Below are 21,670 nucleotides of genomic sequence, written 5' to 3' on the forward strand. Positions count from 1 at the left end.
ACGTCGCCTTCACCCACTCCCGCAGCAGCCTGGTCGCAGGACGCTCCGCGGCACGCGCGCTGTAGACGAGGTCATACCCGAAGCTCTGGGCGCTGACGCGTTCGAGGCTTGCCGCTACTTCCCAAACTCACTGAACTTCGCCGCAAGGAACTCCACGAACAGCCGGATCCGCGACGACAGCTGGTGCCTCTGCTGGTAGACGGCATAGATGTCGGCTTCCGGCGTCGCGTACTGCGGCAGGACCTGCACCAGCCGCCCGCTGCGCAGGAAACGCTCGATGTCCCACTCGGCCCGCATCAGGATGCCGTGACCTTCGAGCGCCCAGTTCACGGCGATCTCGCCGTCATTGGTGGTGAGATTGCCGCGCACGCGGACCGATTCCGTGCGCGCTTTCGCTCCCTTGCCGGTGGTCAGGCGCCAGACGCCGTAGGCGTCGCTGCCCTGGCGGATGCCGATGCAGTTGTGGCGGCGCAGGTCCGACGGTGTGTGCGGCGCGCCGTGGTCGCGCAGGTATTTGGGCGAGGCGCACAGCAGCCGCCGGTTCGGCGCCAGCCGCTTGGCCACGATGCGCGCGTCCGGCGGCGGGCCAAAACGGATGCAGACGTCGAACGCGTCTTCGGTCAGCGGCGGCGGGTCGGCGGACAGCTGCAACTGCACGTCGACCTCGGGGTAGGTGGTGACGTACTCCGAAATCACCGGCGCCACGTGCATGCGCCCGAAGCCGAGCGTGGCGTTGACCCGCAGCAGGCCGCTCGGCCGGCCCTTGGAACGGGTCAGCAGCTGGTCGAGGTCGTCGATTTCGCTGAGGATGCGCCTGGCGTGCTCGAGGTAGACCTCGCCTTCGGGGGTCAGGCTCATGCGCCGTGTCGTGCGTGTCACCAGCGGCATGCCGATGCGCGACTCCATCTGCGCCAGGCGCTTGCTGACCGCCGCCGTGGTGATGCCGAGGTCTCGCGCCGCGGCGCTGAGGCTGCCTGCGGTGGCCACTGAGGTGAAGAATCCCAGCTCCGATGGCTGGATACCCGGTGAGGAGGCCATTCCGATCTTTAATTTGAGGTTAACAATGCTTTAACTTTACAAGCGATCCAATACCCTGTCCACGGCCCAGAATCCGTCCCACGCACTCAAGCGCATTCAACGAGATTCTGACCAGGAGACAACCATGAAGACTTACCGCATCGCAACTATCCCGGGCGACGGCATTGGCAAAGAGGTGGTGCCGGCCGGCCGCCAGGTGATGGAGGCCCTGGCGTCGGCAGGCGCTGACTTCCGCTTCGAGTTCGAGGACTTCGACTGGGGCGGCGACTACTACCGCCAGCACGGCGTGATGATGCCCGCCGACGGCCTCGATGCGCTGCGCGACAAGGATGCGATCCTGTTCGGCTCGGCCGGCGACCCGCATATCCCCGACCACATCACGTTGTGGGGCCTGCGCCTGAAGATCTGCCAGGGCTTCGACCAGTACGCCAACGTGCGCCCGACGCGCATCCTGCCGGGCATCGATGCCCCGCTCAAGCGCTGCGCCGCGGAAGACCTGAACTGGGTGATCGTGCGCGAGAACTCGGAAGGCGAATACTCGGGCGTGGGCGGCCGCGTGCATCAGGGCCATCCCATCGAAGCCGCCACCGACGTGTCGATGATGACCCGCGTCGGCGTGGAGCGCATCCTGCGCTTCGCCTTCAAGCTGGCCCAGTCGCGGCCGCGCAAGCTGCTGACCGTCATCACCAAGTCCAACGCGCAGCGCCATGCCATGGTGATGTGGGACGAGGTCGCGGTGCAGGTGGCCAAGGACTTCCCGGACGTCAAGTGGGACAAGGAACTGGTCGATGCCGCCACGGCGCGCATGGTCAACCGCCCCGCGTCGCTGGACACCATCGTCGCCACCAACCTGCACGCCGACATCCTGAGCGACCTGGCGGCGGCGCTGGCCGGCAGCCTGGGTATCGCGCCGACCGGCAATATCGATCCGGAACGCCGCTATCCGTCGATGTTCGAACCGATCCACGGCTCGGCCTTCGACATCATGGGCAAGGGCCTGGCCAACCCGGTCGGCACCTTCTGGTCGGTGGTCATGCTGCTGGAGCACCTCGGCGAGAACGAGGCGGCGCAGCGCGTGATGAAGGCCGTCGAAGCCGTCACAGCCAACCCCGCGCTGCATACCGGCGACCTGGGCGGCAAGGCCACCACGGCCGAAGTGACCAAGGCCGTGTGCGATCTGCTCGCCGCCGGCAAGCAGGTCAAGGCGGCCTGAGCGCCAGCCTCGCCACTCTTCGCGCCCGGCGCCGGCCGGGCCGCACCCTGCGGGCCACCCCGGCCCGCATCGCCTTCCGGGCCAGGAAAGCAGCCGACCAGAGCTGCTCCGGGAGCGCTTTGCCTTACGACACAGCAGGAGACAGCAATGATTCAACGGCTGCTTGGCAAGCTCTACGTCCAGGTACTGATCGGCGTGGGCGCCGGCGTTGCACTGGGCGTGTGGGCGCCCGATATCGGCAGTGACCTGAAGCCGCTTGGCGACGTGTTCATCAAGCTGATCAAGATGGTGTTCGCGCCGATTATCTTCGCGACCGTGGTGCTCGGCATCGCGCGCATGGAGAACATGAAGGAGCTCGGACGCGTCGGCGTGCGGGCCCTGATTTACTTTGAGGTGCTGTCGACATTCGCGCTGGCCCTCGGGCTCGTGGTCGTCAACCTGGTCCAGCCGGGCCACGGCATGAATATCGATCCCGCCCACCTCGACACCAAGGCGATCGCCAGCTACACGCACGCCGCGGAGAAGCCGCACACGTTCATCGATTTCCTGATGAACCTGGTGCCAACCAGCATCATCGACGCGCTGGCCAAGAACGACATCCTGCAGATCCTGGTGTTTGCCACGCTGTTCGGCATCGCGCTGTCGCATATCGGCGCGCGCGCCAAGCCGGTGGTGGACTTCCTCGACTCCTTTACCCACGGCATCTTCACGGTGGTGGGGATGATCATGCGTCTGGCGCCGATCGCGGCGTTCGGCGCCATGGCCTTTACCGTCGGCAAGTACGGGCTGGGCTCGGTGGTCTCGCTGGGCAAGCTGATGGGCACCATGTACCTCACCTGCTTCCTGTTCGTGGTGATCGTGCTGGGTGGCGTGGCAAAGCTTTCCGGCTTCAGCCTTTGGAAATTCCTGAAGTACATCCGCGACGAACTGTTCACCGTGCTCGGCACCAGCTCGTCGGAATCGGTGGTGCCGCAGCTGATGCGCAAGCTGGAAAACGCCGGCGTGTCCAAGCCGGTGGTGGGGCTGGTGGTGCCTTCCGGACTGACCTTCAACCCTGACGGACAGTGCATCTACTACACCATGGCGGCGATCTTTGTCGCCCAGGCGACCAACACGCCGCTGACCATGACGGACCAGCTGGTCGTGCTCGGCGTGCTGCTGCTGACGTCGAAGGGCTCGGCGGGCGTGACCGGCTCCGGGTTTATCACGCTGGCGGCGACGCTGGCATCGCTCGGCAAGATCCCTGTCGCCGGCATGGTGCTGCTGCTGGGTGTCGACCGCTTTATGTCGGAAGCGCGCGCCATCACCAACACGATCGGCAATGCGGTAGGCACGCTGGCGATTGCGCGCTGGGTGGGCGCAGTGGACCGCAAGCAGCTTGCGGATGCGCTGGACGGCAAGCTGGAAGAGGAAGGCGACACGGTGCCCGAGGGCCATCAGGACGCCTCCCCGATCGGCTCGCGCATTGCACGCGCCGCCGATGCCCACGCCACGCTGATGCACTAAGGGGGCGACGTGACTACGCATCGTTCCGAAGCGGCCGCGTTGCTGCGGCGCATGTTCGACGCCGCCATCGCCGCGGCCCAGCCGGCCCGCACGCTGGCGCAGTACCTGCCCGCACCGCCGCGCGGCCGCACCATCGTCATCGGTGCCGGCAAGGCCTCGGCGGCGATGGCGAGCGCGCTGGAAGCGGCGTGGCCCGGCCCGCTCGAAGGCCTGGTCGTGACGCGCTACGGCTATGCCGTGCCTTGCTCGCGCATCGAGATCGTGCAAGCCGCGCATCCCGTGCCGGACGATGCCGGGCTGGCTGCCGCACAACGCATGCTGCGGCTGGTGTCCGGCCTGGGCGAGGGCGACCTCGTCATCAGCCTGGTCTCCGGAGGCGGATCGTCGCTGCTTCCCCTTCCGCTGGCAGGCATCACGCTGGACGACAAGCAGCGCATCAACCGCGCGCTGCTCAAGTCCGGCGCGACGATCTCCGAGATGAACTGCGTGCGCCGGCACCTGTCCGCGATCAAGGGCGGACGGCTGGCCGCGGCATGCTATCCGGCGCAGGTGCTGAACCTGCTGATCTCCGATGTGCCGGGCGATGACCCGATCGATATCGCGTCCGGCCCGACGGTGCCCGATCCCACTACGCGTGCCGATGCGCTGGCCATCGTCAGGCGCTATGCGATCGACCTGCCTGCCCATGTACTGGCCGTGCTGGAGTCCGACGCCGCCGAGACGCTCAAGCCCGGCGACCCGCGGCTGGCACGGATCCGCACCGAATTCATCGCCACGCCGCGGCTGGCGCTGGAAGCGGCGGCCCGCGTCGGCCGCGACGCCGGCTATGCCGTCCACGTGCTGGGCGACGCCATCGAAGGCGAAGCCCGCGATGTCGGCACCGTCATGGGTGGCATCGCGCTGGCAGCGGCCCGGCATGGCGAACCGTTTGCCGCACCGTGCGTGCTGCTGTCCGGCGGCGAGACCACCGTGACCGTCCGTGGCACGGGGCGGGGCGGCCGCAACGTCGAGTTCCTGCTGTCGCTGGCGCTGACCCTGCGCGGCGAAGCCGGGGTCCATGCGATCGCCGGTGATACGGACGGTGTCGATGGCCAGGAAGAGATCGCCGGGGCCATGATCGGGCCCGACACGCTGGAGCGCGCCTGGCGCGCCGGCCTGCGGCCGCACGATGCGCTGGCCGCCAACGACGGCCACGGATTTTTCGAGGCGCTGGGCGATGCCGTGATAACCGGCCCCACGCTGACCAATGTCAATGATTTTCGCGCGATCCTGTTGACGCGCGCTTCCGGAGCAAACGCATGAGACGCCTTCGCAACGCAAAGATCGTGGCCACGCTGGGCCCGGCGAGCACAGACCCGGCCATCATCGAGCAGCTTTTCGATGCGGGCGCCGATGTGTTCCGCCTCAATTTCAGCCACGGCACCCATGCTGACCACCAGCAACGCCTGCAGTCCATCCGCGCCATCGAGCACGAGCGCGGCAGGCCCATCGGCGTGCTGCTGGACCTGCAAGGCCCCAAGCTGCGCATCGGCACGTTTGCGGGCGGTCCGGTGAAACTGGCCGCGCAGGCGAAGTTCCGGTTCGACCTGGACGCGTCGACGCCGGGTTCCGTGGAGCGCGTCAGCCTGCCGCATCCCGAGATCTTCGCGGCGCTGCAGGAAGGCACGGAACTGCTGGTGGATGACGGACGCGTGCGCCTGCGCGTGGAGCGGTGTGGCTCCGACTTTGCCGAGACCACGGTGGTCAATGGCGGCACGCTGTCCGACCGCAAGGGCGTCAATGTGCCGGGCGTGGTGCTGCCTTTGTCGGCGATGACCGAGAAGGACCGGCGCGACCTGGACTTCGGCCTGACGCTGGGTGTGGACTGGATTGCGCTGTCGTTCGTGCAGCGCGCCGAGGATATCCAGGAAATCAAGCAGATCGTGGACGGCCGCGCCGGCATCATCGCCAAGCTGGAGAAGCCTGCCGCCATCCAGAGCCTGGAAGCGATCGTCGCCGAATCGGATGCGGTCATGGTGGCCCGTGGCGACCTCGGCGTGGAGATGCCGGCGGAGCAGGTGCCGTCGCTGCAAAAGCGCATCGTCCGTGCCTGCCGCAAGGCCGGCAAACCGGTGATTGTCGCCACCCAGATGCTGGAGTCGATGGTCAGCGCACCGGTGCCGACGCGTGCCGAGGCTTCCGATGTGGCGACTGCCGTCTACGACGGCGCCGATGCCGTGATGCTGTCGGCGGAATCCGCCTCGGGCCAGTATCCGGTGGAAGCGGTGCGCATGATGGACAGCATCATCACGCGCACCGAAGCCGACCCGCACTACCACGAAGCCATCCAGGCTTCGCATTCGGCACCGCGCGCCGAGGCTGCCGACGCCATCGGCTACGCCGTCAGGCACGTGGCGAACCTGCTGCGCGTGCCTGCCGCGGTGGCCTACACGAGTTCGGGATACTCCGCGCTGCGCATGGCACGCGAGCGGCCGGAAGTGCCGATCCTCGGCATGACGCCACGGGTCGCCACCGCGCGCCGGCTGGCGCTGGCCTGGGGCGTGCATGCGGTGCTTTGCCATGAAGTGGTCGACGTGCTGGAGATGACCGACCTGGCCAGCCGGACCGTGCTGAAGGAGCAGTTCGGCGAGGTCGGGCAGCAGATCGTCATTTCGGCCGGCCTGCCGTTCACCGTGGCCGGTACCACCAACCTGCTGCGCATCGCGCAGGTCCAATAAAGGAGAGACTCATGACTGCAATCCGGGAAATCCGCGGCTACGAGATCCTCGATTCCCGTGGCAACCCCACGGTGGCGGCGCAGGTGTTGCTGGTCGACGGCTCGCAGGGCTTTGCCGCGGCGCCTTCGGGCGCGTCCACGGGCTCGCGTGAAGCGATCGAGCTGCGCGATGGCGACAAGCGGCGCTATCTCGGCAAGGGCGTGCAGAAGGCCGTGCAGCATATCAACGTCGATATCGCACGGACGCTGGCCGGCATGCACGCAGCGGAGCAGGCCGAGGTGGATGCCTGCCTGATCCGCCTCGACGGCACACCGGACAAGTCGCGCCTGGGCGCCAATGCGCTGCTGGCGGTCTCGCTGGCGAACGCGAGGGCAGCCGCGGCTTCCGCCGGGCTGCCGCTGTACCGGTCCGTGGGCAACGGCAATGGCGAGACCCGCCTGCCCCTGCCGATGATGAACATCATCAACGGCGGTGCGCATGCGGACAACAGCGTCGACATGCAGGAGTTCATGATCCTGCCGGTCGGCGCGCCGAGCTTCTCGGAAGCGTTGCGCTGGGGCGCGGAGGTGTTCCACACGCTCAAGGGCGTACTGAAGGCGCGCGGCTTTGCCACTTCCGTCGGTGACGAAGGCGGTTTCGCGCCGGACCTGTCGTCCAACGAACATGCCCTGGAAGTCATCATGCAGGCGATCGAAGCCGCCGGCTTCCGGCCAGGCCGGGATATCGCGCTGGGTTTGGATGTGGCCAGCTCGGAGTTCTACGCGGATGACCGCTATGTGCTGCAGTCGGAAGGCCGCTCGTACGACGCCGGGGACTTTGTCGACCTGCTCGCCAGCTGGGTTCGCCAGTACCCCATCGTCACCATTGAGGACGGCATGGCCGAGCAGGACTGGCAGGGATGGCGCCTGCTGACCGGGTGCCTGGGCGGACAGGTGCAGCTCGTCGGCGACGACCTGTTCGTGACCAACGCGGCAATCCTGGAAGAGGGCATCGAGCAGGGCGTGGCTAACGCCATCCTGATCAAGCCCAACCAGATCGGCACGTTGACCGAAACGCTGCAGGCAATCGCAGTGGCGGAACGCGCCGGCTATGCCTCGGTGATCTCGCACCGCTCAGGCGAGACCGAAGACACCACCATCGCGGACCTGAGCGTGTGCACGGCGGCAACGCAGATCAAGACCGGCTCGCTGAGCCGCTCGGATCGCGTGGCCAAGTACAACCGGCTGTTGTTTATCGAGGCGGAACTGGGATGCGCCGCGACCTTTGCGGGCCGGCAGGCCATCCAGCAGGCAGCAAACAAGCCTTAAGCATTTCGCTTTCGGCTTGCCATATAAATCAAATTCAGGAGACAAAGCATGCGTGGTACTGAACTCGTGCGTCGCATTTCAACGCTGGCCGTGCTGGCCGCCGGCATCACCCTCAGCGGTGCCGGCCTGGCGCAAACCTGGCCGGCCAAGCCGATCACCCTGGTCGTGCCGTTTCCCTCGGGCGGCACCACCGACGTGCTGGCCCGCGCGCTGGGCGACCAGTTGTCGAAGAGCCTGGGCCAGCCCGTGATCGTGGAGAACCGCCCCGGCGCGGGCGCCACGTTGGGCGCGGACTACGTCGCCAAGAACAAGCCGGATGGCTACACGCTGCTGATGGGCGCGGTGCACCACACCATCGCCACCAGCGTCTACAAGAAGCTGCCATACAGCTTCCAGAAGGACCTGACGCCGATCGCCACGGTGGCTATGGTGCCCAATGTGCTGGTGATCAATGCCGCGAAAACGCCGGCGAAGACTGTCAGCGAACTGGTGACGCTGGCCAAGACCGCGTCGCCGGAGTTCGCCTACGGTTCCAACGGCAACGGCACCGCGCAGCACCTGATCGGCACCCAGTTCCAGGCCGCTACCGGTGCAAAGCTGCTTCATGTGCCTTACAAGGGCAGCGGGCCGCTGACGACCGACCTGCTTGGCGGGCAGGTCACGATGTCGTTCGATACGCTGACGCCGGTGCTGCAGCACATCAAGTCCGGCAAGCTGCGTGCGCTGGCCGTCACCACGGCACGGCGCTCCACCGTGCTGCCCGATGTGCCGACGCTGGAGGAAGCGGGGTTCAAGGGCTTTGATATCGGCACGTGGTTCGGCGTGCTGGCGCCGGCGGCGACGCCCGAGCCTGTGGTCAGCAAGCTGAACGCGGAGATCGTCAGGATCGTGAAGTCGCCCGACTTCCAGCAGAAGATGCTGGGCATCGGCGCCGAGCCGATGCCCAGCACGCCGCAGGAGTTCGCCAAGCGGATCAACGACGAAACGGTCAAGTTCGCCAAGCTGGTGAAGGACGGCAAGGTAACGATCGAGTGATGTGGGAACCCCGGGGTGGTGATTGCGGTAAGCTTCAAGTGCATTCACCGCTCCAACCCATGAACCACGACCGATCCATTGCCACCCAGATCGTTGCGCTGATCCAGTCTGAAGGCCTGCCCGTGGGCGCGCACCTGCCGGCGCAGATGCTGGCCGACAAGCTGCGCGTCTCGCGCTCGCCCGTCAATGAGGCGCTTGCGCTGCTGCATGAGAAGGGCGTGCTCACGCGCGAGAAGAACCGCGGCTTTTTCCTGGCCAGGCCCGTTGCCGCACCGGCCGCGGAACTGGCCTCGCAGCTCGGCCTGGCCGAGCCGGATGTGGCCGCCGCCGCCTACTTCCGGATCGCCGAAGACCTGCTGCAGGGCACGCTGGACACGCAAGTGTCGGAACAGCTCCTCAAGGCGCGCTACGGCCTGACCACCACCCAGCTCAACACCGTGCTCAAGCGCATCGCGCAGGAGGGCTGGGCCGAGCGCAAACCGGGCTATGGCTGGGAGTTTTCGTCGATGCTGACCACGCCGGATTCGCTGCTGCAGTCCTACCGGCTGCGGCTGGCGCTGGAGCCGGCCGCGTTGCTGGAGCCCGGCTACCGGCTCGAGCCCCGCACCCTCGAGCGGCTGCGCGCCGCGGAGTTTCACCTGCTGAACGGCGGGATCGAGACCGACACGGCCGATCAGCTCCACGATCGCGGTGTGCGCTTCCATGAATCGCTGGTCGAGGCCTCGGGCAATCCCTTCTTCATCGATACCATCCGGCGCGTCAACCGTGTGCGCCGGCTGCTGTCGTACCGCTCGATGCGCGACCGGGAACGCTATCCGGAACACGCGAAACAGCACCTGCACATTCTTGACCTGCTGGAGCGTGAGCGCAACGAAGAAGCAGCGCAGGCCATGCGCGAGCACCTCGAACACACGCTGACCGCGCTGGCGCAGATCAGCCGGCTCCTCGAACCCTAGTACTGCCAGGCGCGCGATGCCGTTCCCGCCTCGGCGTCAGGCTGCGGACGGCGAGGCGCCCGTGCGGGTGTTCAGCAAGTCCAGCGCCACATCGACGATCATGTCCTCCTGCCCGCCCACCATGCGGCGGTGCCCCAGCTCCACCAACACATCGACGGTCTTCAGGCCGTAGCGCGCCGCAGCGACTTCGCTGTGGCGCAGGAAGCTGGAATACACCCCCGCATAGCCCAGCGCCAGCGTCTCGCGGTCGACCCGCACCGGGCGGTCCTGCAGCGGGCGCACCAGGTCGTCGGCGGCGTCCATCAGCTTGTACAGGTCGCAGCCATGATGCCAGCCCATGCGCTCGGCCGCGGCGATAAAGACTTCGAGCGGCGCGTTGCCGGCGCCGGCGCCCATGCCCGCCAGGCTGGCGTCAATGCGGTCGCAGCCTTCTTCAACCGCCACGATGCTGTTGGCAACCCCTAGGCTCAGGTTGTGGTGGGCGTGCATGCCGGTCCGGGTCTCGGGCTTCAGCACGTCCTTGAAGGCGCGGAAGCGTTCGCGCACGTCCTGCATCGTCAGCGCGCCGCCGGAATCGACCACATAGCAGCAGGTCGCGCCGTAGCTTTCCATCAGCTTTGCCTGCTGCGCCAGGTGCTGCGGCGTGGTCATGTGGCTCATCATCAGGAAGCCCACGGCCTCCATGCCCAGCTCGCGCGCCGCCTCGATATGCTGGCGCGAGATATCGGCCTCGGTGCAATGCGTGGCCACGCGCACGATGCGGGCGCCGGCATCGTAGGCGGCCTTGAGGTCGTGCACGGTGCCGATGCCGGGTAGCAGCAGCGTAGCGATCTTCGCATTGCGCACCACGTCGGCCACCGCTTCGATCCATTCCAGGTCGGTATGCGCGCCGAAGCCGTAGTTGAAGCTCGAGCCCTGCAGGCCGTCGCCGTGGGCCACTTCGATCGAATCGACGCCGGCCTCGTCGAGCGCGCGCGCGATCTGGCGAACCTGTTCCAGGCTGTACTGGTGGCGGATGGCATGGCTGCCGTCGCGCAGCGTCACATCGGAGATATAGAGTGTCTTGTTGGTGCTCATGGCATCGGCTCCTGTCAGGCGGCAGCGGACTCGGCAAGCATGGCAGCGGCCATGCTCTCGGCGGTGTTCAGCGCGGCGCTGGTCATGATGTCCAGGTTGCCGGCATAGGCGGGCAGGTAGTGAGCGGCACCCTCGACTTCGAGAAAGACCGTGGTCTTCAGGCCCGCCAGGCGGCCCAGGCCCGGGATGTTCAGCGGCGCATCGGCCGGGATGGCCTCGAACTGCACCGCCTGCTTGAGCCGGTAGCCTGGCACGTAGCGCTGCACGTCCGCGGCCATGCGTTCGACCGACGCGGCGATGGCGTCCTGGTCGGCCGGCTCACTCAGGCAGTACACGGTGTCGCGCATGATCAGCGGCGGCTCGGCCGGGTTCAGGACGATGATGGCCTTGCCGCGGCGGGCGCCGCCCACCTGCTCGATGGCGCGCGAGGTGGTCTCGGTGAATTCGTCGATATTGGCACGCGTGCCCGGCCCGGCGCTCTTGCTGGAGATGCTGGCGACGATCTCCGCGTAGTGCACCGGCGCCACGCGCGACACCGCCGCCACCATCGGGATGGTGGCCTGGCCGCCGCAGGTGACCATGTTGACGTTGGGTGCGTCCAGGTGCGCGGCGCCGTTGACCACCGGAATGCAGTACGGGCCGATCGCTGCCGGGGTCAGGTCGATCATGCGGATCGACGGGCGCAACCCGCGCAAGAAGGCATCGTTGTTCACGTGCGCGCCGGCGCTGGTGGCATCGAAGACGAGATCGATGTCATCGAAGACCGGCAGGCGCGTGAGCCCTTGCACGCCTTCATGCGTGGTGGCGACGCCCATCCGGGCCGCGCGGGCCAGGCCATCGGAGGCGGGGTCGATGCCGACCATCGCGCCCATCTCGACATGCCGGCCATGCCGCAGGATCTTGATCATCAGGTCGGTGCCGATATTGCCCGAGCCGATGATGGCGGCTTTGAGCTTGCGTGTCATGGGGATTCTCCTGTACGGGTTATTCGACGCTGGCGCCGCTGGCCTTGACCAGCGGGGTCCAGCGCGTGCTTTCACTGGCGAGGAAGGTGCCGAACTGCTGCGGGCTCATCGGCATGGGATCGAGGCCCTGGTCGGCAAAGCGCTTTGCCACTTCCGGCGCCTTCAGCGCCTTCAGCGCGGATTCGTTGAGCCGGGCGACCACCGCATCGGGCGTACCGGTGCGCACCACCATGCCGAACCAGACGCCTGCGTCCAGCCCCGGCACCCCCAGTTCCGCCAGCGTGCGCACATCGGGCAGGCTCGGTGAACGCTTGCTGGCGGCGATCGCCAGCGGCTTGACCTTGCCGCCCTTGATCAGCGGGGAGGTGGTGATCACCGGGTCGAACATCATGTCGACCTGGCCCGCCATCACATCCTGCAGCGCGGGCGCCGAGCCCTTGTAGGCGACATGGGTGAACTTGCCACCGCTACTGTCGGCGAACAGCCCGCCGAGCAGGTGCCCGATCGAGCCGATGCCTTGCGAGGCGTAATTGACGCCGTCCGCGCGCGACTTGGCCATCGCCACCAGTTCTTTGACCGAGTTGGCCGGGCTTCCCTGCGGCACGACCAGCACCAGCGGCGAGGCCGCCAGCGCCGTCACCGGCTTGAAGTCCTTGAGCGGGTCATACGAGAAATTGCGGTACAGCCCGGGGTTGATCGCGAACATCTCGGTGGCCGCGACGAATACGGTGTGCCCGTCGGGTTCGGCGCGCTTGACCGCCAGCGCGGCGATCTGGCCACCGCCGCCGGGGCGGTTCTCGACGATCACCGGCTTGCCGAGGTCGGTCTGCATCTGCAGCGCGACCTGGCGCGCGATCATGTCGGTGATGCCGCCCGCGGGGAACGGCACGACGATGGTGACGGGGCGGGTGGGGAACGCCGGCGCTTGAGCCGAGGCCGGCGCAGCGAGGGCGCTCCCGGTGCCGATGAGGGTGGCGGCCGCGGCGAGCGGCGCGATCAGGGATGCCAGAAGGCGATGGGGGCGATGGGGGCGATGGGGCTGTTGCATGCTTTGTCTCCGTTTGCTCTGTCGTTATGTTCTGTAAATCGTTCGGGCCGCCGCGTCAGTCGCTGGCGAACTTCGCGCGCACGGTGCCGACACCGGAGATGCGCGCCTCATAGGTCTGGCCGGGCTGCGCGGGCACCATCGGGCCGAGCGCACCGGTCAGCACGAGGTCGCCCGCGCGCAGCGGCTCGCGCAGGCTGGCGAGCTTGCGTGCCAGCCACACTGCCGCGTTGAGCGGATGGCCCAGGCAGGCAGCGCCGTTGCCATGCGAGACACGCTCGTCGCCGCGGGTCATTGCCATCTCCACGGTCTTCAGGTCGAGGCCGGCCAGCGGCACCGGCACCGCGCCCAGCACCACCAGCCCGCTGGAGGCGTTGTCGGCCACGGTGTCGACATACGAGATGTCCCAGTTGGCGATGCGGCTGCCAACCACCTCGATGGCGGGCAGCACGTAGTCCACGGCGTTGAGCACATCGAGCACGGTGGCATCGGCTGTGTCGATATCGCGCCGCAGGACCAGCGCGATTTCCGCCTCGACCTTGGGCTGCAGCGTGCGCGCCATCGGGATGGGTTCGTCGTCGCCGTAGACCATGTCGGCGAACAGCGTGCCGAAGTCGGGCTGGTCGACGCCGAGCTGGCGCTGCACGGCGGGCGAGGTCAGGCCGATCTTGCGGCCGACCACGCGCCGGCCTGCGGCCTGCCAGACAGCGACGTTGGCGCGCTGCACGGCATAGGCGGTGGTGGCATCGCCGGCGGCGATCTCGCCGCGCAGTGGGGCCATGGGTTCGCGCTTGCGTTCGGCTTCGCGCAGGCGCGCGGTCAGGGCGAGGATGGTTTCCTGATCGGGCATGGGTGTCCCTGTCGGTGAAGTCGTTGTCAGTGCGCGGTCAGGCAACGGGGTCTGCCTGCATCACGGCGAAGCCGGCGATCCATTCGAGTATCGGCCGGTAGTACTCGATTTGGGCGCGATACGGCCCGTTGGCAGCGAGCGCGGCAAAGGCAGCGATCCAGGTGCGCACCTCGTGGGCGGACTTGCCCGCGTCGCGCGAGATCGCGTCGTTGGTCATGCCGTCCACGCGCGGCAGTTCGCCGTCGGCCAGCATGGCCAGGAACTCCCGGTCCCAGTCGGGGTTCAGGGGATGCAGGTGGCTGTCGCCTGCGGCGAAGGCGCGCGCGGCAGCCACGGTGCGCGCTTGCCGGGCCTCGCGCGAGGCCGGCGGAGGATTGCGGCCGGCGATCAGCCGTTCCGCCACTTCCTCGCTGGCACCGTCGATCTCGGGCACCGGCGGCTCGTGCGAGATGCCGCCGGAGCCGACCACCAGCACGCGCCGGTCCAGCCGCGACAGGTAGTGGCCGATCGCATCGCCCAGCAGCCGCGCACGTCGGCAGCTCGCCATCGGCGGCGCCACCGAGTTGATAAAGACCGGGATCACCGGATAGCGGTCCAGCGCGCCGGTCAGCACTTCCAGCGCCTGCGCGCAGCCGTGGTCAACCTGCATGCGGTAGGACACGGCGATGTCGAGGTCCTGCGCCATCACCGCCTCGGCCAGGCCGAGCGCCTGATCGCGCGGCACGTCGAGCGGACCGGCCAGGCTGTTGAAGTCGCCGATTGCGCTGGCCGCGACGCCGATGCAGAAGGGCGGCATCACGTCATAGAAGAAGCCGTTGTAGTGGTCGGGCGCGAACATCACCACCAGCTCGGGATCGAAGGCGGCGACGCGGGCACGCGCGGCCGCCTGGACGCGCTCGACTTCGGCCACGACTTCGGGCGCCGGATCGTAGTAGCCATGCAGCGGGGTGTGCGACAGACATTCCAGGTGGATCGGCATGTCAGGCTCCTGCGGCAAGCGAGACGGACGCCGCGCGCGTGTCGCGTGGGGGAACCACGCGGGCGGCGGCGAGCAGGTCGGCTTCGCCGGAGGCCGGGCCGCGCAGCGCGAGCTTGCCGGCCAGCGCCAGCACCGCGTCCGATACCTGCTGCGGCGAACACATCCCCGCGACAAAGCGATCGGGCCGCAGCAGCACCACCGAGTCGGGCTGGCTGCCGAACCAGTCCTTGAGCCGGCTGTGCACGTCGCCCACCGCGATCACGCTTTCGGGCACGTCATCGCTATAGTCGAGCTGCGGGTCCGGCTTGGCAACCACGAACACGCCGCCCAGTTCGCGCCACACCGCGCGGGCCTGCGCCGACAGGCCGAAGGTGGGATCCGTGCCCCAGCCGAGGATGGCAAGGCGGTTGCCGATCACATCGTCCAGGCGTTCCACGGTGTTGGCTTCCGTGCGCACCATCGGCTGGATAAACATCCGCCCCACCGGCGAGTTGCCGGCCGGGTCGCGGCCATGCACCAGCCGGCCCACCAGCGATTCGCGCTTCTCGCTCATCAGGCCGAGCAGGCGGCCCAGGGCGGAGTGGCCGGATTGTTCCAGCCAGCGTGCCAGCAGACCTGCGCTGCGTTGTGCTTCGGGCAGCAGCACCACGCCCTGCTCGTAGCGCGGCATGGGTTTGAAGCGCATCTCGACAAAGTACCGCTTCACCGAAGGGAAAGCGTTCAGCACCCTGGTCAGCCCGTCGCGCAGCGCAGCACCCGCGCGGCTGGATGGCGCGAAGATATCGCCCGCCACCTCGGACAGGTGGATCATCGCGCGCGCATGGGCGCGGCGCTCTGCCGTGTAGGTGTCGAGCAGCGCCTCGCCCGCCTGGCCCTTGACCACCATCGCCAGCTTCCAGCCGAGGTTGGCGGCGTCGCGGATGCCGCTGTTGTAGCCCTGGCCCTGCCACACCGGCATGATGTGGGCAGCGTCGCCGGCCAGCAGCACGCGGCCGGCACGGAAGTCGCTGGCGAGGCGCGCGTTGTGCGTATAGACGCGCTTGCGGATGTAGTCGACCTGGTCCGGCTCGGCCACGACCTTGCGCATCAGCGCGGCCATGTTCTCGGGCCGGGACAGTTCTTCCTCGGTCTCGCCGGGCATCACCATGAACTCGAAGCGGCGGATGCCGTGCGGCAGGGCCGCCGACACGTAAGGCCGTTCCGGGTCGCAATGCATGTAGATATGTGGCGTGCCGATCGGGTCATTGCGCACGTCCACCACGATCCACTGGTTGGGCTTGGTGCGACCTTCGAAGGGCAGGTCGAGGCAGCGGCGCACAAAGCTGTTGCCGCCGTCCGCGCCGACCATGTACGCGGCGCGAATCCGCGCCCGGCGGCCCGTTTCGTCCGCGGCATCGACCTGTACGCCGCGATCATCCTGCGTGAACGACGCCAAGCTGTGGCCGAGCAGCGTGCGCACATGGTCAAAGCGCTGCAAGCCTTCAAACAGGATGCGGTCCGCCAGAGGCTGGATAAAGGCATTGCGGCGCGGCCAGCCGAACTCGTCGGTGCGCGGCTCGATCGAGGCAAAGCAGCGCCCGCCCGGCGTGACGAAGCGCATCCAGTGGTTCGGTGTGGTGTGCGGCAGCAGCGTCTGCGCCAGCCCGACCGACTGGAATACGCGCAGCGCCTCGTCGTCGAGGCCGATGGCGCGCGGATAGTCGATGATCTGCGGCAGTTTCTCCACCAGCACCACGCGCACGCCCTGGAGGCCCAGGATATTGGCGAGCATCAGGCCGACCGGCCCGGCGCCGATGATGGCGACGTCGCAATCGACAATTTCAGGACGAGCGTCACCGCCCGCCATTGCCATGGCGTGGGTCATGTCTGTCTCCGTTGAGTGTTATGTGTTCCGGTCTTCTCTTGCGGCGCGAGCGGCTCAGACCGTCGTCGCCTCGGGTACCGGCTTGCCGAGCAGGAAACTCAGGTGGATCCGGTTGAAGGTGTCGGCGTCCTCGAACTGCGGCCAGTGGCCGCAACCGTCCATCACCGTGAACAGCGCGCCGGGGATCATGGTGGCGATGCGGCGGCCTTCCGACACATCCGCGGTGGGATCGTCGGAAGTCCACAGCACCAGCGTCGATGCCTGGATGCGGCCGTAGTCGGCCGCGCGCAGGATATTGCGCTGGCGCGTCTCCATGTCCTGCAGCACCATGTTGTCGCGCTGCGCCTCTACCATGCCGGGCTGCGCGTAGATGGCCTGGCGCGTGGCGATGAGGTCGTCGAAGACCTTGGCCTTGTCGGCCATCAGCCATTCGACGCGGGCCTTGATGAAGTCCCAGCCCGGGTCTTCGACCGCACGCATCGACAGCGTCTTGAGACGTTCCATCACCACGGGATCGGCCTGCGAGCCGCCGGCGGTGTTCAGCACCAGCCGATCCACGCGTTCGGGGTGGTCAATGGCCAGGCGAGCTGCCACCCAGCCGCCCAGCGACTCGCCGCTGAACGAGGCGCGTTCGATGCCGAGCGCATCCAGCACGCGGATCACGTGGTCGACATAGGCCGAGACTTCGCGCGGGCCGGCGGGTTTGTCGGTCCAGCCGTGGCCGATCATGTCGATGGCCCACACGTCGAAGTGTTCGGCATGCGCCTTCAGGTTGCGCACATAGGCTTCGGCGTGGCCGCCGACGCCGTGCAGCAGGATCAGCGCTGGCTTGCCGCGTTCGCCGGCATGCAGGTAGCGGGTGCTGATGCCGCCGGCATCAAGCCAGCCCTGGGTGAAGGTGACGCCGCGCAGCTCGGCCCAGATGCTCTGGAACGGTTGCGCCGCGGCGGGCGATTGGGACGTGGCGGCAAGGGCGGGGGCGGCTTGCGTCGACATGCTGGTCTCCTGGAGGTCTTGGAATGAGGACTTGCTTGGACGGAAGTCTAGAGACCGTGTTGCCATCGGCAAAATAAATGTGCAAACTGTGCAAGGAATGCACTGCGTTGATTAATAAGGACTTTTTATGGCCCTGGACCGGGATGCCGTCTACGCCAGTGTCAGGGGGCTGACGCGCGGCCTGGACGTGCTGCGCGCGCTGAACCGCATGGAAAGCGGGCGTGCCACGGCCCAGCAACTGGCGCTGGAGACGGGCCTGCACCGCACCACGGTCAGGCGTTTGCTGGAGACGCTGGTGGCCGAGGGACTCGTGCGCCGCAGTGAGTCGGACGACACCTTCCGGCTGACGCTGCAGGTGCGCGCGCTCAGTGAGGGTTTTACCGACGACGAATGGATTTCGACGATCGCGGCGCCGTTGATGGGTGAGTTGCTGCAGCAGGTGATATGGCCTTCGGACCTGACCACGCCCGACGGTGACGCGATGATCATCCGCGAGACCACGCACCGCTTCAGCCCGCTGTCCTTTCATCGCGCCATGGTCGGCCGCCGCTTGCCGATGCTGCTGACGGCGGCGGGCCGCGCCTATTTCGCGAATTGCCCGGAGACCGAACAGGAAAGCATCCTTTCAGTGCTGCGCTCCGGCGCCGGCGGTGAAACGCAGGCCGCGCTCGCGGCCGATGCCACCTACATCCGCAACCTGGTCAGGCGGGTACGCGACGATGGCTTCAGTACCAACCACGGCGACTGGACCGAGCAGCGCAATATCAGCGCGGTCGCCGTGCCGCTATGCGTGGGTGAACGCGTGCTGGGCAGCCTGAACGTGGTGTACCTGTCGCGCGCGCTGAAGCCGGCCGAGGCCGAAGCAAAGTTCGTGGCACCGCTGGCGAGCGTTGCCGCCAGGATCGCCAGCACCATGGATGCGCGAAGGCCGGCGGGCGATGACGCCGGCGCCGGCTGACGCGGCAGGGCGCCGTTGACCGCACGGGCCGTGGCCCTCGCCACCAGCGAATCTCAGTCTGCATCCCCTGAGCCAGCGGCCATGCACCAATCTCGCCCCGGGCTTGCACCTCCCTGGTGATGCCCGTGGTCCGCGCAGCGCTTCCACAGTGGCGCAATCCTCATTCTTGCTCTCAAAATTTGCATACAAGGTTGGCATACTACTTGCAATAGTGGTGGCTTCGACAAAAGTCCAACCTTCGGCAAAGAGGAAAGCCCAGATGCTCCACAACCCTTGTTCCGCCATGATTGCCCGCGTGCGCGCTACGGCTTCGGCTGGCCGCCGCGCACTGCTGCTGGGCCTGTTTGCCGGCGTTTGCATGACGGGCCTGCCGGCCGCCCAGGCGGATACCTTGTCCGATATCGCCAAGGCCGGCGTGCTGCGCGTGGCGGTGCCACAGGACTTCCCGCCGTTTGGTTCAATCGGCGCCGATATGGCCCCGCAGGGCCTGGATATCGATGTCGCCGCCCTGATGGCAAAGAAGATGGGGGTAAAGCTCCAACTGGTGCCGGTGTCCAGCACCAACCGCGTGCCTTACCTGCAGACCCGCAAGGTTGACCTCATCATTTCCAGCCTTGGCAAGAACCCGGAACGGGAAAAGGTGCTGGACTTCTCCGAGCCCTATGCCCCGTTCTTCAACGGCGTGTTCGGTCCCGCCAACCTGGCGGTGAAGGGTGCCCCCGATCTGGCAGGCAAGACCGTCGGCGTCACCCGCGGTGCGGTGGAGGACCTGGAACTTTCCAAGATCGCCCCCGCCAGCGCGGTCATCAAGCGCTACGAGGACAACAACGCCACCATTGCCGCATTCCTGTCCGGCCAGGTCCAGCTGATCGCGACCGGCAACGTGGTGGCGTCGGCGCTGATTGCCAAGCACCCGCCGAAGGCGCCGGAGACCAAGTTCCTGATCAAGAACTCGCCATGCTTTATCGGCATGAACAAGGGCGAGACGGCGCTGCAGGCCAAGGTCAATGCGATCCTGGCCGAATCGAAGAAGGACGGTTCGCTCAATTCGCTGTCGATCAAGTGGCTGCTGCGGCCGCTGCCGGCGCAGCTTTGATGGCGTTGGGACCGGTCCTTCCTCATGGCATACCAGTTTGATTTCATGTCGGTGTTCGACTACACCGACGTCCTGCTAAAGGGCATTGCGGTGACCGCCCAGCTCACGCTCACCGGTGGGGTGCTGGGCGTGGCGCTGGCCATCTTCGGTGCGTGGGCCAGGACGCAGGGGCCGGCCTGGCTGCGCGCGTGCGTCAGCGCCTACGTGGAGTTGATCCGCAATACGCCCTTCCTGATCCAGCTCTTCTTTATCTTCTTCGGCTTGCCAAGCCTGGGCGTTCACCTGCCTGAAATGGTGGCCGCATCGCTGGCCATGGTGATCAACCTGGGCGCCTACGGCACCGAGATCGTCCGCGCCGGCGTGGCCGCCACGCCGCGCGGGCAGTTCGAGGCCGGTGGCAGCCTGGCCATGTCGCCGCTGCAGGTGTTCCGTCATGTCGTGCTGCGCCCGGCGCTGCAGAGAATCTGGCCGGCGTTGTCGAGCCAGATTGTCATCGTGATGCTGGGTTCGGCGGTCTGCTCCCAGATCGCGGCGCAAGACCTTACCTACGCCGCGAACTTCATCCAGGGCCGCAATTTCCGCGCCTTCGAGGTGTACCTGGTTAGTACCGGGGTCTACCTGTTGCTGGCGCTGCTGCTGCGCCAGCTGCTGCGCGGCATCGGCCACCAACTCCTTGTGCGGAAATCCTGATGATCGAGTTCACCTTCTGGGACATCCTGCGCAACCTGCTACTGGCGGCGCGCTGGACCGTGGTGCTGTCGCTGGTGGCCTTTGTCGGCGGCGGCGTGGTGGCGACGCTGGTGCTGCTGCTGCGCAGCAGCAAGCGGCCGCTTCTGCGGCGCGCGGCTGGCGTCTATATCGAGTTGTTCCAGGGGACGCCGTTGCTGATGCAGCTGTTCCTGGCCTTTTTCGGCCTGGCGCTGTTCGGCATCGAAGTGCCCGCATGGCTCGCCGCCGGGCTGGCGCTGACGCTGTGGAGCGCCGCGTTCCTCGCGGAGATCTGGCGTGGCTGCGTCGAGGCGATCCCGCGCGGGCAGTGGGAGTCCTCAGGCAGCCTGGCCATGAGCTATATCCAGCAGATGCGCTACGTGATCCTGCCGCAGGCCCTGCGCATCGCGGTGGCGCCCACCGTCGGCTTTGGCGTGCAGATCGTCAAAGGCACCGCGCTGGCATCGATCATCGGCTTCACCGAGCTGTCCAAGGCCGGCACCATGATCGTCAATGCCAGCTTCCAACCGTTCACCGTGTATGCCGCCGTCGCGCTGATCTACTTCGCGCTGTGCTGGCCGCTATCGCAATACAGCAATTCGCTGGAGAGGAAATTCAATGCCGCTCATCGCCATTGACCAGGTCCACAAGTCCTTTGGCAGCAACCAGGTACTGAAGGGCGTCTCGCTCAATGTGGAGCCGGGAGAAGTGATTGCCATCATCGGCAAGAGCGGCTCGGGCAAGAGCACCTTGCTTCGCTGCGTCAATGGGCTGGAGACCATCGACTCGGGCGCCATCACCGTTGCCGGGGCTCACCTTGCCGACAGCGAAGTGCAGTTGCGGGCGTTGCGGCTCAAGGTCGGGATGATCTTCCAGCAGTTCAACCTGTTTCCACACCTGAGCGCCGGACGCAACGTAATGCTCGCGCCGATGATCGTCAAGGGCGTGCCGGAATCCGAAGCCCGCTTGCTGGCCGAAGTGAACCTGGCGCGGGTGGGCTTGTCGGCCAAGTTCGATGCCTATCCCGACCAGCTCTCGGGTGGCCAGCAGCAGCGTGTGGCGATCGCACGCGCGCTGGCCATGCAACCCGCGGCACTGCTGTGCGACGAGATTACCTCCGCGCTGGATCCGGAGTTGGTCAATGAGGTCCTGCAAGTGGTGCGCGGCCTTGCCGCGGATGGCATGACCCTGCTGATGGTCACGCACGAGATGCGTTTTGCGCGCGAGGTGTGCGACCGCGTGGTCTTCATGCATCAGGGCAAGGTGCGCGAGGCGGGGCGGCCGGAGGCGGTCTTTGCGCGGCCGAAGACGGCGGAACTGCAGCAGTTCCTGGGGATGGCGGAAGTCTAGCGCGCTGCGA

20 protein-coding genes are annotated in these 21,670 nt (G+C 67.1%); 12 read left to right on the top strand and 8 right to left on the bottom strand.

Features of this window, described 5'->3' with window-relative positions:
* Positions 1–114 precede the first annotated feature (114 nt).
* The gene (locus tag AC10V3_RS22670; protein ID WP_022537635.1) at positions 115–1,038 is read right to left on the bottom strand and encodes a LysR family transcriptional regulator; all 924 of its coding nucleotides are present in this window, start codon (positions 1,036–1,038) and stop codon (positions 115–117) included.
* A gap of 124 nt (positions 1,039–1,162) precedes the next feature.
* Here AC10V3_RS22670 and AC10V3_RS22675 point away from each other — a divergent pair, with 124 nt between their 5' ends.
* The 7 genes from AC10V3_RS22675 (at position 1,163) to AC10V3_RS22705 (ending at position 9,772) form a co-directional block, all read left to right on the top strand.
* Complete coding sequence (locus AC10V3_RS22675; protein WP_022537636.1) at positions 1,163–2,251, top strand: tartrate dehydrogenase; 1,089 nt, start codon at positions 1,163–1,165, stop codon at positions 2,249–2,251.
* Between the two features lie 147 nt (positions 2,252–2,398).
* On the top strand, positions 2,399–3,757 hold the full coding sequence (locus tag AC10V3_RS22680) for a dicarboxylate/amino acid:cation symporter (RefSeq protein WP_022537637.1): 1,359 nt from the start codon (positions 2,399–2,401) through the stop codon (positions 3,755–3,757).
* A 51-nt stretch (positions 3,758–3,808) separates the two neighbouring features.
* Positions 3,809–5,059: a glycerate kinase type-2 family protein gene (locus tag AC10V3_RS22685; RefSeq protein ID WP_051369943.1), complete on the top strand. Its 1,251-nt coding sequence runs from the start codon at positions 3,809–3,811 to the stop codon at positions 5,057–5,059.
* Positions 5,056–6,474: a pyruvate kinase gene (pyk, locus tag AC10V3_RS22690; protein WP_022537639.1), complete on the top strand. Its 1,419-nt coding sequence runs from the start codon at positions 5,056–5,058 to the stop codon at positions 6,472–6,474. Before AC10V3_RS22685 ends, pyk begins: the two co-directional genes overlap by 4 nt.
* A gap of 11 nt (positions 6,475–6,485) precedes the next feature.
* Positions 6,486–7,781: a phosphopyruvate hydratase gene (eno, locus tag AC10V3_RS22695; protein WP_454752668.1), complete on the top strand. Its 1,296-nt coding sequence runs from the start codon at positions 6,486–6,488 to the stop codon at positions 7,779–7,781.
* 48 nt (positions 7,782–7,829) lie between these two features.
* Entirely contained in the window at positions 7,830–8,816 is a 987-nt protein-coding gene (locus tag AC10V3_RS22700) for a Bug family tripartite tricarboxylate transporter substrate binding protein (RefSeq protein WP_454752669.1), read from the top strand.
* 59 nt (positions 8,817–8,875) lie between these two features.
* Entirely contained in the window at positions 8,876–9,772 is an 897-nt protein-coding gene (locus AC10V3_RS22705) for a GntR family transcriptional regulator (RefSeq protein ID WP_454752670.1), read from the top strand.
* Positions 9,773–9,808: 36 nt separating this feature from the next.
* Here the strand turns inward: AC10V3_RS22705 and dmpG are convergent, their stop codons facing one another.
* The 7 genes from dmpG to AC10V3_RS22740 are packed head-to-tail and all read right to left on the bottom strand — an operon-like array spanning position 9,809 to position 17,548.
* A complete protein-coding gene (gene dmpG, locus AC10V3_RS22710; RefSeq protein ID WP_454752671.1) occupies positions 9,809–10,849 on the bottom strand; it encodes a 4-hydroxy-2-oxovalerate aldolase in 1,041 nt (346 codons plus the stop codon).
* Between the two features lie 14 nt (positions 10,850–10,863).
* Positions 10,864–11,814, bottom strand: coding sequence for an acetaldehyde dehydrogenase (acetylating) (locus AC10V3_RS22715; RefSeq protein ID WP_022537644.1), 951 nt, complete (start codon positions 11,812–11,814; stop codon positions 10,864–10,866).
* Between the two features lie 19 nt (positions 11,815–11,833).
* Positions 11,834–12,862 (bottom strand): Bug family tripartite tricarboxylate transporter substrate binding protein, encoded by a 1,029-nt coding sequence (locus AC10V3_RS22720; RefSeq protein ID WP_454752673.1) that lies wholly within the window; start codon positions 12,860–12,862, stop codon positions 11,834–11,836.
* Positions 12,863–12,917: 55 nt separating this feature from the next.
* Entirely contained in the window at positions 12,918–13,709 is a 792-nt protein-coding gene (gene mhpD, locus AC10V3_RS22725; RefSeq protein ID WP_490924042.1) for a 2-keto-4-pentenoate hydratase, read from the bottom strand.
* A gap of 37 nt (positions 13,710–13,746) precedes the next feature.
* A complete protein-coding gene (locus AC10V3_RS22730) occupies positions 13,747–14,688 on the bottom strand; it encodes a 3-carboxyethylcatechol 2,3-dioxygenase (RefSeq protein ID WP_454752674.1) in 942 nt (313 codons plus the stop codon).
* A gap of 1 nt (position 14,689) precedes the next feature.
* Complete coding sequence (locus tag AC10V3_RS22735; protein WP_454752675.1) at positions 14,690–16,552, bottom strand: bifunctional 3-(3-hydroxy-phenyl)propionate/3-hydroxycinnamic acid hydroxylase; 1,863 nt, start codon at positions 16,550–16,552, stop codon at positions 14,690–14,692.
* 54 nt (positions 16,553–16,606) lie between these two features.
* Complete coding sequence (locus AC10V3_RS22740) at positions 16,607–17,548, bottom strand: alpha/beta fold hydrolase (RefSeq protein ID WP_454752676.1); 942 nt, start codon at positions 17,546–17,548, stop codon at positions 16,607–16,609.
* Between the two features lie 127 nt (positions 17,549–17,675).
* Here AC10V3_RS22740 and AC10V3_RS22745 point away from each other — a divergent pair, with 127 nt between their 5' ends.
* The 5 genes from AC10V3_RS22745 (at position 17,676) to AC10V3_RS22765 (ending at position 21,660) form a co-directional block, all read left to right on the top strand.
* A complete protein-coding gene (locus AC10V3_RS22745; protein ID WP_454752677.1) occupies positions 17,676–18,506 on the top strand; it encodes a DNA-binding transcriptional regulator in 831 nt (276 codons plus the stop codon).
* A gap of 283 nt (positions 18,507–18,789) precedes the next feature.
* The gene (locus AC10V3_RS22750; protein WP_454753530.1) at positions 18,790–19,602 is read left to right on the top strand and encodes a transporter substrate-binding domain-containing protein; all 813 of its coding nucleotides are present in this window, start codon (positions 18,790–18,792) and stop codon (positions 19,600–19,602) included.
* 24 nt (positions 19,603–19,626) lie between these two features.
* Positions 19,627–20,292 (top strand): amino acid ABC transporter permease, encoded by a 666-nt coding sequence (locus AC10V3_RS22755; RefSeq protein ID WP_454752678.1) that lies wholly within the window; start codon positions 19,627–19,629, stop codon positions 20,290–20,292.
* A complete protein-coding gene (locus AC10V3_RS22760) occupies positions 20,292–20,948 on the top strand; it encodes an amino acid ABC transporter permease (protein WP_490924044.1) in 657 nt (218 codons plus the stop codon). The genes AC10V3_RS22755 and AC10V3_RS22760 overlap by 1 nt, the downstream gene beginning before the upstream one ends.
* Positions 20,929–21,660: an amino acid ABC transporter ATP-binding protein gene (locus AC10V3_RS22765; protein ID WP_454752680.1), complete on the top strand. Its 732-nt coding sequence runs from the start codon at positions 20,929–20,931 to the stop codon at positions 21,658–21,660. The genes AC10V3_RS22760 and AC10V3_RS22765 overlap by 20 nt, the downstream gene beginning before the upstream one ends.
* Positions 21,661–21,670 lie beyond the last annotated feature (10 nt).

It is taken from the genome of Cupriavidus sp. PB-02, assembly GCF_058252315.1.